Below are 15,042 nucleotides of genomic sequence, written 5' to 3'. Positions count from 1 at the left end.
GGCCATATGAGCTGGATCTCCGCGGAACAGGCCCTGGCGCAACTGGGCACCAAGCCGCAAACGCTTTATGCCAATGTCAGTCGCGGCCGGATTGGCGCGCGGCCCGACCCCGCCGATCCGAGACGCAGCCTCTACCGGCAGGAGGATGTCGAACGGCTGGCCGCCCGGCAGAAAGGGCGGCAACCAGCGCGAAGCGTTGCGGCGGAGGCTATCGCCTGGGGCGAGCCGGTGCTGGAGACAGCGATTGCCACGGTGGCGGGTGGCCGGCTGCTGTATCGTGGCCGGGATGCAGTGGTCCTGGCCGAAGCGGCGACGCTAGAAGAGGTTGCAAGGCTCCTCTGGCAAGGCGCTGTGCTTCCCGATTTTGCCAGCAAGACGCAGGTGGGAGAGCCCGGCTTGCCAGCTGCCTATCGCGCCATGGCAGAACTGGCTGCGACTGACATGCCCACCGCCGGGCGCACTCGCAAAGTGCTGATTGCGGACGCTGCACAGACCGTCTCTTTCCTTGCCAGCGCTGTGGCCACGCCCGGCGATGCACCGCTGCATTTGCGCCTGGCCGAACAATGGAACCGGCCCGACGCAGCAGAGGCCATCCGCCGCGCTTTGGTGCTGCTGGCCGAGCACGAACTCAATGCCTCGACCTTTGCCGCGCGGGTCACGGCTTCGACCGGGGCGCCTGTTTCAGCTGCGGTTCTGGCGGGATTGGCAGCCCTATCCGGCCCCCTGCACGGCAATGCCAGCCAGAGCATGGCGGGATTGGTGGAACAGGCGCAAAGACTGGGCGCCACCGAGACCATGGGCGCCTATCTTCGGCAGGGAAGTGCCCTGCCCTGTTTCGGGCATCGGCTTTATCCCAATGGCGATGTGCGCGCCGATTCACTGATGGCGGCGTTCAACGTGCCGATACTATTTGCGGAACTGGCCGCGACTGGAGAGCGGCTGATCGGCGAAAAGCCCAATATCGATTTCGCACTGGCCGCGCTGACCGCAACGTTCGACCTGCCGGCTGACGCGCCGCTGCAGATTTTTGCCTTGGCCCGCAGCGTGGGCTGGATTGCCCACGCTCTGGAACAGGTAGAGACAGGCGCGTTGATCCGGCCGCGCGCCCGCTACTCCGGTCCGGCCCCAAAGATCAGTTGAACACACTCGCGCCTTTGTCGGCGACGCCAACCAGGTTGCGGAAGCCAGCGAACAGTTCGCGGCCCATGCCGAAATGTTGCGGGCGCAGGTCTTCGGTCGACGGTGTGCGCGAGAAAAACTCTTTCTCGTCGCCGAGAAAGGTCAGCGTGCCTTCATTGGCGTCGAGCCGGATCACGTCGCCATCCCGGATCTTGCTGATCGGGCCGCCGTCCATAGCCTCGGGTGTCATGTGGATTGCGGCGGGTACCTTGCCCGAGGCCCCAGACATGCGCCCGTCGGTCAACAGGGCCACCTTGTAGCCGCGATCCTGCAGCACACCCAGCGCCGGTGTCAGCTTGTGCAGTTCGGGCATGCCAATGGCCTTGGGGCCGGAGAACCGGACCACGGCAATCATGTCGCCGGTCAGTTCTCCGGCCTTGAAGGCGGCCTGCAGGCCTTCCTGGCCGTGGAATACCCGGGCGGGAGCTTCGACCACGCGATGCTCGGGTTTGACCGCCGAGACCTTGATGACCGAGCGCCCCAGATTGCCCTTGAGCAGTTTCAGCCCGCCAGTGGGCTGGAACGGGGTCTTGGTGCTGGTCAGAACCTTAGGCAGCGCGCTTTCGTCTGGCGCCTGCTCGAAGCTCAGAGTGTCCTCGATCAGCTTGGCTTCGACCGTATACCCCGACAAGCCCGTGCCCCAGACAGTGTTGACGTCCTCGTGCAGATAGCCGTCGTTGAGCAGTTCCTTGATCAAAAAGCCCATGCCGCCAGCAGCGTGGAAATGGTTCACGTCAGCAATGCCATTGGGATAAACGCGTGCCAGCAGCGGCGTGGCGTCGGAAAGGTCGCTCATATCGTCCCAGGTGATCTGAATGCCGGCAGCGGCCGCCATGGCGATCAAATGCATGGTGTGATTGGTCGAACCACCAGTAGCGTGCAGGCCCACCAGGCCGTTGACGAGGGCCTTTTCGTCCATGATGTGGCCGATCGGGGTATAATTATTGCCCTGGGCGGAGAGCGAGAGCGCGCGTTTGGTCGCCTCGCGGGTCAGGGCATCGCGCAGCGGGGTGTCGGGGTTGACGAAGCTGGCGCCGGGCAAGTGCAGGCCCATGATTTCCATGAGCATCTGGTTGGAATTAGCGGTGCCATAAAAGGTGCAGGTGCCCGCTGAATGGTAGGACTTGCTCTCGGCTTCAAGCAATTCGGCGCGGCCGACCTTGCCCTCCATATAGAGCTGGCGGATCTTGCTCTTTTCGTCATTGGGCAGGCCCGAGGGCATCGGCCCGGCCGGGATGAAGACGGCTGGCAAGTGGCCGAAGCTCAGCGCGCCAATGACCAGGCCGGGTACGATCTTGTCGCAAATGCCGAGATAGACGGCGGCATCGAACATGTTGTGGCTAAGCGAGATGGCGGTCGCCATGGCGATCACGTCGCGACTGAACAGGCTCAGATCCATGCCCGGCTGGCCCTGGGTGACACCGTCGCACATGGCCGGGACGCCGCCGGCCACTTGCGCAGTCGCGCCGATTTCGCGGGCCGCTTGTTTGATGATGTCGGGGTAGAACTGATAGGGCTGATGCGCGCTCAGCATGTCGTTGTAAGAATTGACGATGCCCAGGTTCAGCGTCTTGTTGCCGGCCAAAGCCGCCTTTTCCGAGGGCGAGCATGCAGCGAAGCCGTGGGCGAGGTTGCCGCAGGAGAGGGCCGAACGGTAGACGCCCTGTTCCTTGGCCGCATCGAGACGGTTGAGATAGTCGCGGCGGCTGTCACGGCTGCGCGCGGCAATGCGGTCGGTCACGTCCTGGATAGCCTGGCGGACGGTCATGGCAAGTCTCCATATGCTGGCAAGGACGCGCCAGAAGGGGGCCGCTGGCGCGGTTATCCTTGCATCAAAATACCAGTACCCATCAGCGGCCAGGGCGGTCGATTGGGGACCGCCCCAGGAGCCTTATGGGCACCAGTAAACTGTGACCGGCGCGCCCGAGCGCAGCACGGCGCGGATCGGCATGTCTTCGACCGGTCCGTCGCCCAGCGCGGCATCAAGCACCTCGGCCTTGCCCTCGCCTTCAATATGAAGGTAAAGGCCGTCGGTTTCGAGCAGGCGCGGCAGAGTAAAGGTCACCCGCGGCTCGCCGGCGCCTGGCGCCCGGATCGCCAGGGTCGGGCCGGAGGCAGTCAGTGCCGCATCCAGCGTATCCCCGCCGGGAAAGAAGCTGGCCGTATGGCCATCATTGCCCATACCGAGAATGACCGCCGCGAAAGGCTGCGGCAGTTCGGCCAATAGGGCGTTGGTCTTGGCAATTGCGGCGTCGGTCGGCTCAGCGCCGCCAGAATAGAGCGGAAAGAAACGCGCACTGGCGGCCGGCCCCTGCAGCATCTTCTCGTTGACCAGCAGCGCATTGGAGCGATCACTGGTTTCATCGACCCAGCGTTCGTCGACCAGCGTCACCACCACCTTGGACCAGTCGATGTCCTTGGTCTTGCCGAGGGTCTGGAAGAACTTCCCGGGCGTGGACCCTCCCGAGACCGCTATCGATGCAGCGCCGCGTTCCGCGATGGCCGCACGGATGCGATCGACAACGGACTCAGTCAGTTCCTTGGCGAGAGTGCCCTTATCGGCGAAGCTGCGACGCTCAATGCTCACGAGTTGGGCCCCTCATACCAGGTGCGGCCGTCGCGCTCGATCAGCGCGACCGCGCCGCTCGGCCCCCAGGTACCGGCGGTGTAGGTTTGCGGCGGTTCGGAAGCCCGATCCCAGGCCTGGCGGATCGGATCGACCCACTGCCAGGCCGCTTCGAGTTCATCGCGGCGCATGAACAGGGTCTGGTTGCCACGCACAACGTCGAGCAGCAGGCGCTCATACGCTTCAGGTGTACGCTCGGTGAAGGTCTCGGCAAAGCTGAGATTGAGTGGCACCTGACGCAGCCGCATGCCACCGGGACCGGGGTCCTTGATCATCATCATCATCTTGACCCCCTCATCGGGCTGCAGGCGGATGATCAGCTTGTTGGCCTTGGGCGCGCCTTCGGCATGATCGAAGATCGAGTGCGGGATAGGTTTGAACTGGATGCAGATTTCCGACACGCGCTCAGCCATGCGCTTGCCGGTACGCAGGTAGAATGGCACGCCGGCCCAGCGCCAATTGTCGATCTCGGCCTTGAGCGCCACGAAGGTTTCGGTGTGGCTGCCCTTCTTATCCTCGGGCAGTTCGTCCTGATAACTGGCAACTGCAGCCGTCTCGGACTTCACGCCGCGATACTGGCCGCGCACGGTCTTGGCCGCCACTTCGCCATTGGTGATGGGACGCAGCGCCCGCAGCACCTTAAGCTTTTCATCGCGCAGGGCATTGGCATCGTCGCTGGCAGGCGGCTCCATGGCCACCAGGCATAGCAGCTGCAGCATGTGATTCTGAATCATGTCCCGCAGGGCGCCGCTCTCGTCATAGTAGCCGCGCGTGCCGGCGCCGACACTTTCGGCCACGGTCAACTGCACATGGTCGATATGGGCCGAATTCCAGATTGGTTCGAACAGCGTATTGGCAAAGCGCAACGCCAACAGGTTCTGCACAGTCTCCTTACCGAGATAGTGGTCGATGCGGTAAACCTGATCTTCCTTGAAGATCTTGGCGACGCCGTCATTGATCTCGATGGACGAGGCCAGGTCGTGGCCCAATGGCTTTTCGATGACGACACGCGCATCACGGCGATAGACACCGGTCTTTTCGAGTTGCTCGGCAATCGGCTCGAACAGATCGGGCGCCACGGCCAGATAGAAGGCGCGGACCACACCTGGGTCGTCGCGCAGCGCCTTCTTGATGTCGCCCCAGCCAGCCTGGTCGGAGACGTCATTGACCACATAAGAGAAGATGCTCAGGAAACGCTCGGTAACAGCGGCGTCCTGATAGTCCTTTTCGACGAACTGGGCGACGGCATCGCCTGCCAGTTTCTGGAATTCGGCGTCGCTGAACTTGGAGCGCGAGACGCCGATGATGCGGCTCTGCTCGTCGAATTGACCATCCAAGAAACGATGATAGAGCGCCGGGATCAGCTTGCGCTTGGTCAGGTCTCCGGTGGCGCCGAACACCACGTAATCGAAGGGTTGGACGGGAATGATGCGGCTGGACAAAGCGGAGGGTCCCTTAGTTTGACGCGAAATTCTGTTTGGCGAGGATCACCGCGCCATGCAGAGGTTCGTATTTGGGCAAAGCGACAAAGTCACCATAGTGTTGCTGCAAAATCGGAAACAGGCGCTGCCCCAACCCGCCGACAACGGCCATGACCGAGGCGCCGTGGCCCTTGAACCAATTCACATAGGTGTCGATGTAGCCAATCTGGATGGCCAGAAGCTTCCGGGCCACCGGGTCGTCCTGTTCAAGATGGTCAAAAAAGAGCGGCATCAATTTGCCAAACTCGCCCGGCGCGCGGCCCACTAGGGCATCGTCGCAGCCTTCCGACCCATCGCGGCTCAACAGCTTGAGATTCATCTCGGTCGCAAAAGACCAGGTCATCGCCGTCTGGTTGTCGCCACCGAGTTCGGCGATGACCGCCTTTGTAAGCGGGGAGGCTTCGACCAGGCCATCTTCGGCCTCGACGGCATAACGCACCAATTCGCGGCCAAGAATGGCGCCGCTCATCTGGTCGCCAATGTGAAAGCCCCAACCACCAGCCTGATGGCGGGTGCCATCGACAATGGACATAGCGGCCGAACCAGTGCCAATTATGACGACACCGCCCTCCTCACCCCCAAGAGCGCCGGCATGGGCGATGTCGATGTCGTCATAAACCTTCACCCCGGCAAAGGGCCAGGGGCGGGCTGCAAACATATCGCGCGCCGAATCCATGCGGCCACCGGCCATGCCGAAGCACGCATGGGTATTTGCCGCTTCGGCAAAATCGATTCCGGCCGCTTTGAACACGTCTCGCGCGCCGGCGCTGATGGCCTTGTAGGCCGGTTCACCGCCGTCGATCTGCAGGTTCGAGCGGCCATTCTTGACCTCTGCCAGCGTTTCCAGATGTTCATTGGCCAGGCGCACGCGGCAATTGGTGCCGCCACCGTCAACGCCAAGATAATATCGCGGCACGAAAGGCATCTCCGTGGGTGTGAGGATAATCGATGGCAACAGACGAATGCCGTGCCCCGCTTCGCTCAATCTAGGTGGTCAGTTCGGCGCGGACCATAATGCGAAAGGAGCTACGACGAAAGTAGCAGACGCCAAGAAAATGGCCTTGCCTAGTCAGCCCACTGAAGCACCCCTGCACAGGGCGTAAAGCAGGGGAACGCCTTGCAAGCCCGACACGTTTGGGACGAAGGTAGTCTAACCGGTATGGGCAGCGGCGCGGCCGAACGAGGATTGACCATGACACGACATTGCCTGGTCCTGGGCGGCGCGCGCTCGGGGAAAACCGCCTTCGCCGAGGGGTTAGCTCTGCACGCCGGCTCCAAGCCCGCCTATCTTGCCACAGCCAGCGTTCTCGATTCGGAAATGCATGATCGGGTCCGCAGCCATCAAGCCAGCCGGGGCGAGCGCTTTACGACGATTGAAGAGCCGGTCGAGCTCTCCCATGCCCTGCTCAAGGCCGCCATGGCGCACGATGTCATCCTGGTCGATTGCCTGACCCTTTGGATCACCAATCTCCTTCTTGCCAATGACGATGTCGCCGCGGCCGTCAGCGAGCTCTATGCCACGCTGGAAGAAATCCAGCAGGCCAAGATCATTCTGGTATCCAATGAGGTGGGACTGGGGATTGTCCCCGACAACGCCATGGCCCGTACATTCCGGGACCTGGCCGGCTCAACACACCAACGGCTGGCCGAGATCTGCGACGATGTCTATTTCATCGCCGCGGGGCTACCGCTTACCATGAAGGGGGATACCCCCGACTCGCTCAGCTAAGCAGCGCCATCAGTGCCAAAAGGCAACTCAGCCCAAGCAGCACGTCCAGCGTACGGCGATAAAGCAGCAGCGCCAGCAGAATGTCGCTGGGCCCCAGACTGGTCTTTCCACTGCCGAAGGCCGGTAGATCAACAACTTCTCCATCATAGGACCTGGGACCGCCAAGCTGGAAACCCAGCGCGCCGGCAATGCCTGCTTCGGGCCAGCCCGCATTAGGCGAATCGTGTTTGCTCGCATCGCGCCGCGCCGTTGCCCAGGCACGGCCGGGACTGGCCCCGGGGGTGAAAAAACATGCAGCCGTGATGAGCACGGCGCTGAGCCGCGCCGGTATCCAGTTGAGCAGATCGTCCAGCCTGGCGGCGGCCCAACCGTAGTCGCGATAGCGCTCATCGCGATGCCCAATCATGGAATCGGCGGTGTTGACGGCCTTGTAGACGGCAATACCGGGTAGGCCGAACAGGACCAGAAACAACCAGGGCGACACGACACCGTCGGAAGTACTTTCGGCCAGGGTTTCGACAGCGGCACGGGCCACTCCGGCCTCATCCAGCGCCTGTGGGTCGCGCCCCACAACATGGCTGACGGCGTCTCGTCCGGCGGCCAGCGAGGTCCGTAAGGCGTCCGAGACGGCCTCGACGGCGCGCCCTAGCTCCTTTTGCGCCAGAAATGCGGTGGCCAGCAGCATCTCGAGGGCCCAGCCCAGGGGGATCCAGGACAGAATGGTGCGGATACCGATGGTGACAATGAGAACGGACAGGAGCAGCAGCCCTAGCGCAACAATTCCCGCCAGCTTGCGCTGTCTTGAGCTTCGGCTGGCGGTGTTCAGCCGTTGCTCGCAGAAACTGATCAGCTTGCCGAACCACATGACCGGGTGACCGATGCTTTCAAGCAGCTTTTGCGGATAGCCAAGCTGGCGTTCGATGGCCAGGGCCAAGGGGGAAATCAACGGGTCCATGTCTCAGATCTCTATCGGTTCGGCCAAACCCAGGAGTTGGTCGATATCGATATGGGCTTCGAGATGGCGTGCAAGGCCATTGAGTGCTTCTTCCACGCCTGCCTCATAATCGAGGTCCGGGCCGGCGGATCCCAGGAAGGCGTGGCGAAAGCTGTCGGCGGCAAACAGGCCGTGCAAATAGGTGCCGGATACCCGACCATCGACGCTGACGGCACCATCGGTATCACTGCCAATCTGGGCGAATGGTCGCGCCGTATCGCGACCGCTCGTGACGCCCATATGCATGTGATAGCCGGCAAAGGTTTCGCCGCTGGCCAAATGGACGGCCTGCTCGGTTCGCAACTGCTTAGTGGGTGCGAGCACGGTGTCGACGGCAAGCAGACCCAGGCCATCGCTATTGCCCGGCGCGCCTTCAATGCCATCCGGGTCCGCTATGGTTCGACCCAGCATTTGATAACCACCGCAAATACCCATGACACGCCCTCCGGCTCGGTGATGAGCGAGTACATCGATATCCCAGCCATTGGCGCGCAGCGCAGCGAGGTCGGCCCGGGTGGCCTTGGAACCCGGCAGCAGGATAAGATTTGCGTCACGCGGAATGGTTTGCCCCGGCTGCACCAGGGACAGTGTCACACCGGGTTCGGCCCGCAAGGGGTCGAGATCATCGAAATTGGCGATACGCGGCAGGCGCGGAACCACGATATGGTAGTCGCCGGTGCCGCCCGCATAGGTTTCAAGCGCCAACGCATCTTCCGCCGGCAGTTTGGTCGCATCGGCAAAGTGCGGCACAGGCCCAAAACATGGTCGTCCGGTCCGCTCGACGAGCAAGGTTTTTCCCGCCTCGAACAGGGTCGGGTCACCGAAGAATTTGTTGATGAGGCTGGCCCGAACCAGCGCAGCATCGCCGGGTTCGATAACCGCCAGAGTGCCGACGATGGAGGCGATAACTCCGCCGCGATGGATGTCGCCGATCAACACCACGGGGACATTTGCTGCGCGGGCAAAACCGAAATTGGCAATATCGCCAGCGCGCAAATTGATCTCGGAGGCGCTGCCGGCGCCCTCGACCAGCACGATGTCCACATCAGCAGCCAGCTCGGAGAAAGCCTCAAGAACTTCGGGCAGTAATTGACCGCGATCGGTCCAGTACTGCCGCGCGGAAAGGCTGGCGCGCCTTTGACCGCGCACCACCACTTGCGAACCTGTCTCGTTCTCGGGCTTCAAGAGCACCGGGTTCATCGCCGTAATTGGATCGCGGCGGGCGGCGCGGGCCTGCAAGGCCTGGGCGCGGCCGATTTCGCCACCGTCCGTCGTCACAGCAGCATTATTGCTCATGTTTTGCGGCTTGAAGGGCGCGACCCTGACGCCACGATTGCTCAGCCCACGGCAAAGGCCAGCCACAATCAGCGACTTGCCGACATCCGAGCCTGTGCCCATGAACATGATAGCCTTGGTCATGGTGCTCTTATGGCGCAGAGATGACGTGGGCGTAAGACCCCATCACCCGCCCCATGACCGCGCCCATGGGCGGCTGGCGGATACCTTCGGCATCGAGCGCCTCAAAAAGGGGTGGCAGACCGGAGGTTTTGGCGGATGAGTAGTGGAATTCGTGGCCATTGAGCCCCGATGACCATGGCAAGGCGCTTTCGTGCAGCAGGCGACGATAGCCCAGCACCCGTTTTGGCCGATCGATGCGGGTCGTCACCGGCAGGAGGCCCGACATGGCATGGGTCGCGCCATCCTTGTCGACAATCCCTTGTCCCAGCACCATGAAGCCACCGCACTCGCCATAGATCAGCACGCCGCGGTCTCGCGAGGACAGTAGGCCCTGTTTGAAGGTGTCGGCCGCGGAAAGTGCGGCGCCATGCAGTTCGGGATAGCCGCCAGGCAGGAATATCGCGTCGGCATCGGCAGCTGGAGATTCATCTGCCAAGGGCGAAAAAAAGCTCAGTTCTGCTCCTTGGGCGCGCCAGCCATCGAGCAGATGCGGATAGGCAAAGGCGAAGGCGGCGTCGCGCGCGATGGCCATGTGCTGACCCAAAGGTGGCAGGACGGCCGCTGGGGCGCCATGCTCCCGCAGCGGCGTAGCATGGGCAAGCAGGCCGTCGAGATCGATGAAATCCTCTATGGTCCGGGCGGCATAGTCGAGAAAGCTCTCGAAATCGCCGGTTTCCTCAGGCAGCACGAGACCCAGGTGCCGCTCTGGCGTGACCAGTTCAGGTCGGCGTGGAATTGCGCCGAAAAGCGGAAGCCCGGTTTCGCGCAACGCTGAGACGAGCATGCGCTCATGGCGGGCGCTTGCGACACGGTTGAGGATGACCCCGGCGACGGTGACACCCGGCCGCCACTGGGCAAAGCCAGCCACCAGTGGGGCGACGGATTGGCTGTGCCGGTCAACATCAACGACGAGAATCACCGGAAGCTGGAGCGTTTGCGCCAGATCGCCCGTGGAACCCTGTCCATCTGCAGCCGCATCAAACAGGCCCATCGCCCCTTCAACCAGCAGGAGATCGGCCCCGGTGGCTTGCTGGCCAGCCAGTGCCCGCAATTGATCGCTCGGCATGGCCCAAGGGTCGAGATTGATCGCTTCCCGCCCTGCGGCGCGACCTGAGAATTGCGGATCGATATAATCAGGTCCGGACTTGGCCGGCGCCACAACCATACCTCGTCGACGCAGAGCCGCGAGCAGGCCAAGCGTAATCACCGTCTTGCCGGACCCCGAGCGCGGGGCCGAAACGACCAAGCCCCTAGCCAAAGACATGTCTGCGTGCCTCTTCGACATACCAATCGAGCGTGGCGCGATAGCGCGCCACTGGCCCTATGACCACAATGGCCGGGGTCGGAACATGCTTCAATGCCCCGGCTTCGCCCAGGGTCGTTTCGAGCACGCTCTGATCGGCGCGCGCGACATTGGAGACGATGGTCAGAGCCTCGGTCGGCGCCCGCCCCGCCCCAATGAGTTGACTAGCAATGGCGCGCAGGTGTTTGACGGCCATGAACAGGACGATCACCGGTGCGGCGCGGGCTACGGCAGGCCAATCGACCGCGCTTGGTACGGCGCCCGTTTCATCGTGGCCGGTGACGAAGATGACTGCGTGATTGGTATCACGGTGGGTGACCGGAAGACCCGCATATGCGAGGCCGCCCAGGCCTGAGGATATGCCTGGGACAATGCGAAAGGGAATTCCGGCATGGGCCAGGGCCATGGCTTCTTCGCCGCCTCGGCCGAACATGAAGGGATCGCCCCCCTTCAGCCGCAGGACGCGTTTGCCCTCGCGCGCCAATTCGATCAGCCGGATGGTGATGTCGGCCTGCTTCGGCGATGGCTTGCCGCCACGCTTGCCGGCGTGAATACGGGTGACGTGGTGGGGAGCAAGTGCGAGGATATCGGTGGAGACCAGGGCATCGTGGACAATTACATCGGCCTGTCCCAAAGCGTGCCAGGCGAGCAGGGTCAGCAGGCCCGGCCCGCCGGGCCCCGAGCCGACGAGCCAGACGGAGCCGGGTGCAAAATTCGGAAAATCAGCATTGGCCAGTACGTCGACGCGAAGTTCAGTCATTGCCCCTCGCGGGACCTTGAGTGCAAGGACTGGGGCGGGCACAGTGGTATCGGGAAGCGAAAGACAAACGATGAAAATCCTGATCCTGGGAGGAACCGCCGAGGCGCGGGAACTGGCCAACCGGCTGGTCGGCTCGGGTTATGACGCCATCACCTCGCTGGCGGGACGCACTCCGGATCCGATCCTGCCCCAGGGGCAGTTGCGGATGGGACCGTTTGGCGGGATTCCCGGGCTGGGCGCCTATCTGCGCGCCGCTGGCATTGAGCGGTTGGTCGACGCCACGCACCCCTATGCCAGGCAGATTTCCATCAACGCGGTGGCTGCGGCCGAAGCCAGCGGCGTCAAGCTGGTGCGCGTGATGCGCCCCGCGTGGATACCGTTGCCGGGTCAGAACTGGATCATTGTGGGATCGGCGCGGGAGGCTGCCGATGCTCTGCCGCCCAATGCCAATGTGCTGCTCACGACGGGGCATGCCGGGCTCGACCTGTTCCTTGAACGCCGGGACTGCCGAATTTTTGCGCGGGTCATTGCGGCGCCGGACGCGCCGCTGCCTCCCCATGCAGAGCTGATCGTCAGCCGCCCGCCCTATCGGCTGGATGAAGAGATGGCCCTGATGCGCCGTCATGGCATTACCCATCTGGTCAGCAAGAATTCGGGCGGCGGACAAACCGCAGCCAAGCTCGAGGCGGCGCAGCAATTGGGCGTACGGGTCGTGATGATCGAGCGCCCCATCTATGGTTCCGCCGATGAGGTGGACAGCGTGGAGGCGGCGCTGGCGGCGCTCGGTATTGTCGCCCCCTGAGGCTGGTCGATCTGCGAAAGAGCGCATGTCACGCTGGCATTGCGGTGCTTTTCGAGCACAAGGGGGCCGAACTGCATGGCCGCAGCTTCCGCAACCGAGTTGACACCGCTGTGGCGTCGTACGCGCTGCGATGGATTGGGCACATCGGCCGAAAGCTCGGTTGCAGCCACGGGCAGAACGGGCACGCCAAGGGTGGCCGCGGCGTGGTGGAGGGCGGGATGCGTCTGCTTTTGATCCAGCGTGGCCAGGGCCGCGACATTGGTGCGGGCAAAGCCTGCCTCGGCCAGACATGTGTCAATCAATTGCAGGACGTCGCTGCCCTGAGCCCCCGCGCGCAGGCCGATGCCGACGACAATGCCAGCCGGTGCGGTCCCCGTGAATGGGTCTGACGAAGAATCAACCATTTTTGCCTCGTTCGAACGAGGCAGCTTCACTCAAAAACCGGAGCAGCCCCGGTCTTTGTCCCGCAAATTGGTCGACCGCACCGAGCTCTGTTTCAGTTCCATCAAGGGAACGCTGCGCTGCTGTCGGTTCTAGGCCGGACAAAGTTCTTGGTCAATCAATGGCTTGCCCCCGGCATCGTCCGAAAGTCCGGCAACTACAAATGCCTCTGAAAATCGTTCGCAAATACAATGACTTGCGACCCGGCGACGGGTCCGCTATGGCCAATATTCAAGACCAAGGAGAGCACCATGGCGGCCGACCGCACCCTGGCCATCGCCGCGTCGAGCATTCTGGTGGGGCTGGTTGTGCTCGGGCTGAAATTCCTGGCCTGGTGGCTGACCGGCTCTATTGCGCTCTATTCTGATGCGCTGGAATCCATCGTCAATGTGGTGACTGCCATCGGCGCGCTGATTGCGGTGCGTCTGGCCCAGCGCCCGGCCGATGCCAGCCTGCCCTATGGCTATCACAAGGCAGAGTATTTCTCCGCTGTACTGGTGGGCGTGATGATCATTGTGGCCGCCATCCTGATCTTGAGGGAGTCGATCACGGGCTTTCTGGCGCCGGAGATGCCTGATGCACCCGTCGAGGGACTGGCAGTCAGTGGCGTGGCGACGGCGATAAACCTGGTCTGGGCCTTTGTGCTGCTGCGTCAGGGGCGGGCTGCGAAATCTCCTGCCATTGCTGCCGACGGCAAACACCTGATGACTGATGTCATCTCGACACTCGGCGTGGTCGCCGGGCTGATACTGGTCTACGCCACCGGCTGGGCGCAATTGGACGCTGTGTTGGCCTTACTGGTAGCGCTCAACATCCTGTGGTCAGGTTGGGGCGTGATCCGGGACAGCGTCGGCGGATTGATGGATGTGGCCGTGCCCGGCGAAACACAAAAAACCATTCGCGAGGTGATTGCGACCAGCGCCGATGGGGCAATCGAGGCGCATGACATCCGTACCAGGCAGGCCGGTAAGATGACCTTTATCGACTTTCACCTGGTGGTGCCCGGCGCCATGAGCGTGGACGATGCCCATGGCATCTGCGACCGCATCGAAAGCAAATTACGCGAGGCGGTGCAGGATGTGCAGATCACCATTCATGTCGAGCCGGAAGACAAGGCCAAGCATGCCGGCATTGTTGTCCTCTGAGTGGGTTGCTCGGTGGCGGAAGGAAAGGCACAGTCGTGCCATGCGCTATTTGATTGCCATTGTCTTGCTGCTGACCGCCGCGCCTGCCATGGCGCAATTCTGGGCGCACTATGCCAACGAGCGCTTCGGCTATGAACTCGATATTCCGCCCGGCTATGAAGGCGGGGGCGAAAGCGACAATGGCGACGGGCAGGCCTTTTACCTTTTGAAGTCAGAGCAGGTCCTTACTGTCTGGGGCGGCCGTCTTCTCGAAGATTTCGAAGCCGAGGTCGCACAGCGGCAACGCTTCGCCAACGAGGAAAACTGGGCGATCACCTATCAGGCCTCGACACCGCAATGGGCGGTGTTCTCTGGCCAACGCGATCACCGTATCTTCTATCAGCGCATGATTCCGCTCTGCGACGGGGCCAGCTATGCCGCCTACCTGATCGAATACAATGTTCGTGATCTGGCAGCGATGGACGGCGTCATCGACGGACTGACGCGATCTTTCATGCCAATGGGCTGCTAAAACTCGATGCCCTTCTGCGCTTTAACGCCGGCCCGGAAATGGTGCTTGATTTCGGTCATCTCAGTGACCAGATCGGCGATTTCGATCAGTTCGTCCTTGGCATTGCGGCCGGTGACAATGACGTGCTTCTCCCGCGGCTTATTGCCCAGTGTTTCGATGATCTCCTCAAGCGGCAAATAGTCGTAGCGCAGGCAGATATTGAGCTCGTCGAGCAGCACCATGTCGTAGTCCGGGTCAGCGATAAGCGCCTTGGCCTGATCCCAGGCCTTCCGCGCAGCCGCGAGATCGCGCTGCCGGTCAGCAACGTCCCAAGTAAAGCCCTCGCCCATGGCATTGATGGTCACCTGATCGGGGAACTTGTCGAGCACGTCGCGCTCGCCAGTATTCCAGACGCCCTTGACGAACTGCACAACCCCGACGCGCATGCCATTGCCCAGGGCCCGAAACACCATGCCAAAGGCCGCCGTCGACTTACCCTTCCCCTTGCCGGTATGGACGATGAGCAGCCCCTTCTCCTCGGTCTTGGTGGACAGGATCTTGTCCCGTGCTGCCTTCTTCTTCTTCATTTTTTCGGCATGATACGCGTCGCGCTCCGCCTCGGTCATCAGGTCGG

The 15,042-nt window shown here is 62.4% G+C and carries 15 protein-coding genes; 5 read left to right on the top strand and 10 right to left on the bottom strand.

The genetic code is table 11. The annotated features are described in order from the left end of the window. Positions 1-6 precede the first annotated feature (6 nt). Entirely contained in the window at positions 7-1,140 is a 1,134-nt protein-coding gene (locus tag GGR20_RS14125) for a citrate synthase (protein WP_183312018.1), read from the top strand. Here the strand turns inward: GGR20_RS14125 and edd are convergent. The 4 genes from edd to GGR20_RS14105 form a co-directional block, all read right to left on the bottom strand. Next, positions 1,133-2,947, bottom strand: a complete 1,815-nt coding sequence (gene edd / locus GGR20_RS14120; RefSeq protein ID WP_183312016.1) for a phosphogluconate dehydratase — start codon at positions 2,945-2,947, stop codon at positions 1,133-1,135. The genes GGR20_RS14125 and edd overlap by 8 nt on opposite strands. A gap of 123 nt (positions 2,948-3,070) precedes the next feature. Next, positions 3,071-3,766 carry a 6-phosphogluconolactonase gene (gene pgl, locus GGR20_RS14115; RefSeq protein ID WP_183312015.1) on the bottom strand — a complete coding sequence of 232 codons (696 nt, stop codon included), beginning with the start codon at positions 3,764-3,766 and terminating at the stop codon, positions 3,071-3,073. Then, positions 3,763-5,247 carry a glucose-6-phosphate dehydrogenase gene (gene zwf / locus GGR20_RS14110; RefSeq protein WP_183312014.1) on the bottom strand — a complete coding sequence of 495 codons (1,485 nt, stop codon included), beginning with the start codon at positions 5,245-5,247 and terminating at the stop codon, positions 3,763-3,765. Before zwf ends, pgl begins: the two co-directional genes overlap by 4 nt. Before the next feature lie 13 nt (positions 5,248-5,260). After that, positions 5,261-6,202 carry a BadF/BadG/BcrA/BcrD ATPase family protein gene (locus GGR20_RS14105; protein ID WP_183312013.1) on the bottom strand — a complete coding sequence of 314 codons (942 nt, stop codon included), beginning with the start codon at positions 6,200-6,202 and terminating at the stop codon, positions 5,261-5,263. A gap of 276 nt (positions 6,203-6,478) precedes the next feature. Between GGR20_RS14105 and cobU the strand changes: the two genes are divergently transcribed. Continuing rightward, the gene (gene cobU / locus GGR20_RS14100; RefSeq protein ID WP_183312011.1) at positions 6,479-7,015 is read left to right on the top strand and encodes a bifunctional adenosylcobinamide kinase/adenosylcobinamide-phosphate guanylyltransferase; all 537 of its coding nucleotides are present in this window, start codon (positions 6,479-6,481) and stop codon (positions 7,013-7,015) included. Here cobU and cbiB read toward each other — a convergent pair. Genes cbiB through cobA form a run of 4 tightly spaced genes read right to left on the bottom strand, consistent with a single transcriptional unit; the run spans position 7,008 to position 11,530 of the window. Then, positions 7,008-7,970: an adenosylcobinamide-phosphate synthase CbiB gene (gene cbiB / locus GGR20_RS14095; RefSeq protein ID WP_183312009.1), complete on the bottom strand. Its 963-nt coding sequence runs from the start codon at positions 7,968-7,970 to the stop codon at positions 7,008-7,010. The two genes, cobU and cbiB, sit on opposite strands and share 8 nt — an antisense overlap. Positions 7,971-7,973: 3 nt before the next feature. Further along, the gene (locus GGR20_RS14090) at positions 7,974-9,428 is read right to left on the bottom strand and encodes a cobyric acid synthase (protein ID WP_246349615.1); all 1,455 of its coding nucleotides are present in this window, start codon (positions 9,426-9,428) and stop codon (positions 7,974-7,976) included. 7 nt (positions 9,429-9,435) lie between these two features. Further along, positions 9,436-10,731, bottom strand: coding sequence for a cobyrinic acid a,c-diamide synthase CobB (locus GGR20_RS14085; protein ID WP_183312008.1), 1,296 nt, complete (start codon positions 10,729-10,731; stop codon positions 9,436-9,438). Further along, the gene (cobA, locus tag GGR20_RS14080) at positions 10,718-11,530 is read right to left on the bottom strand and encodes a uroporphyrinogen-III C-methyltransferase (protein ID WP_183312007.1); all 813 of its coding nucleotides are present in this window, start codon (positions 11,528-11,530) and stop codon (positions 10,718-10,720) included. The genes GGR20_RS14085 and cobA overlap by 14 nt, the downstream gene beginning before the upstream one ends. A gap of 70 nt (positions 11,531-11,600) precedes the next feature. Between cobA and GGR20_RS14075 the strand changes: the two genes are divergently transcribed. Beyond that, positions 11,601-12,332: a cobalt-precorrin-6A reductase gene (locus GGR20_RS14075; protein WP_183312006.1), complete on the top strand. Its 732-nt coding sequence runs from the start codon at positions 11,601-11,603 to the stop codon at positions 12,330-12,332. Here the strand turns inward: GGR20_RS14075 and GGR20_RS14070 are convergent. Further along, positions 12,263-12,736: a cobalamin biosynthesis protein gene (locus tag GGR20_RS14070; protein ID WP_183312004.1), complete on the bottom strand. Its 474-nt coding sequence runs from the start codon at positions 12,734-12,736 to the stop codon at positions 12,263-12,265. The two genes, GGR20_RS14075 and GGR20_RS14070, sit on opposite strands and share 70 nt — an antisense overlap. Positions 12,737-13,024: 288 nt before the next feature. Between GGR20_RS14070 and GGR20_RS14065 the strand changes: the two genes are divergently transcribed. Continuing rightward, positions 13,025-13,918, top strand: coding sequence for a cation diffusion facilitator family transporter (locus GGR20_RS14065; protein WP_183312003.1), 894 nt, complete (start codon positions 13,025-13,027; stop codon positions 13,916-13,918). 40 nt (positions 13,919-13,958) lie between these two features. After that, positions 13,959-14,429, top strand: coding sequence for a hypothetical protein (locus tag GGR20_RS14060; RefSeq protein WP_183312001.1), 471 nt, complete (start codon positions 13,959-13,961; stop codon positions 14,427-14,429). On the opposite strand, the gene cobO is transcribed toward GGR20_RS14060, so the two are convergent. Further along, positions 14,426-15,034 (bottom strand): cob(I)yrinic acid a,c-diamide adenosyltransferase, encoded by a 609-nt coding sequence (gene cobO / locus GGR20_RS14055; RefSeq protein ID WP_420827452.1) that lies wholly within the window; start codon positions 15,032-15,034, stop codon positions 14,426-14,428. The genes GGR20_RS14060 and cobO overlap by 4 nt on opposite strands. Positions 15,035-15,042 lie beyond the last annotated feature (8 nt).

It is taken from the genome of Devosia subaequoris (assembly GCF_014197055.1).
Classification (GTDB): domain Bacteria; phylum Pseudomonadota; class Alphaproteobacteria; order Rhizobiales; family Devosiaceae; genus Devosia; species Devosia subaequoris.
The sequence above is the reverse complement of the archived record's forward strand: the minus strand, read 5'-3'. Positions and strand labels throughout refer to the sequence as shown.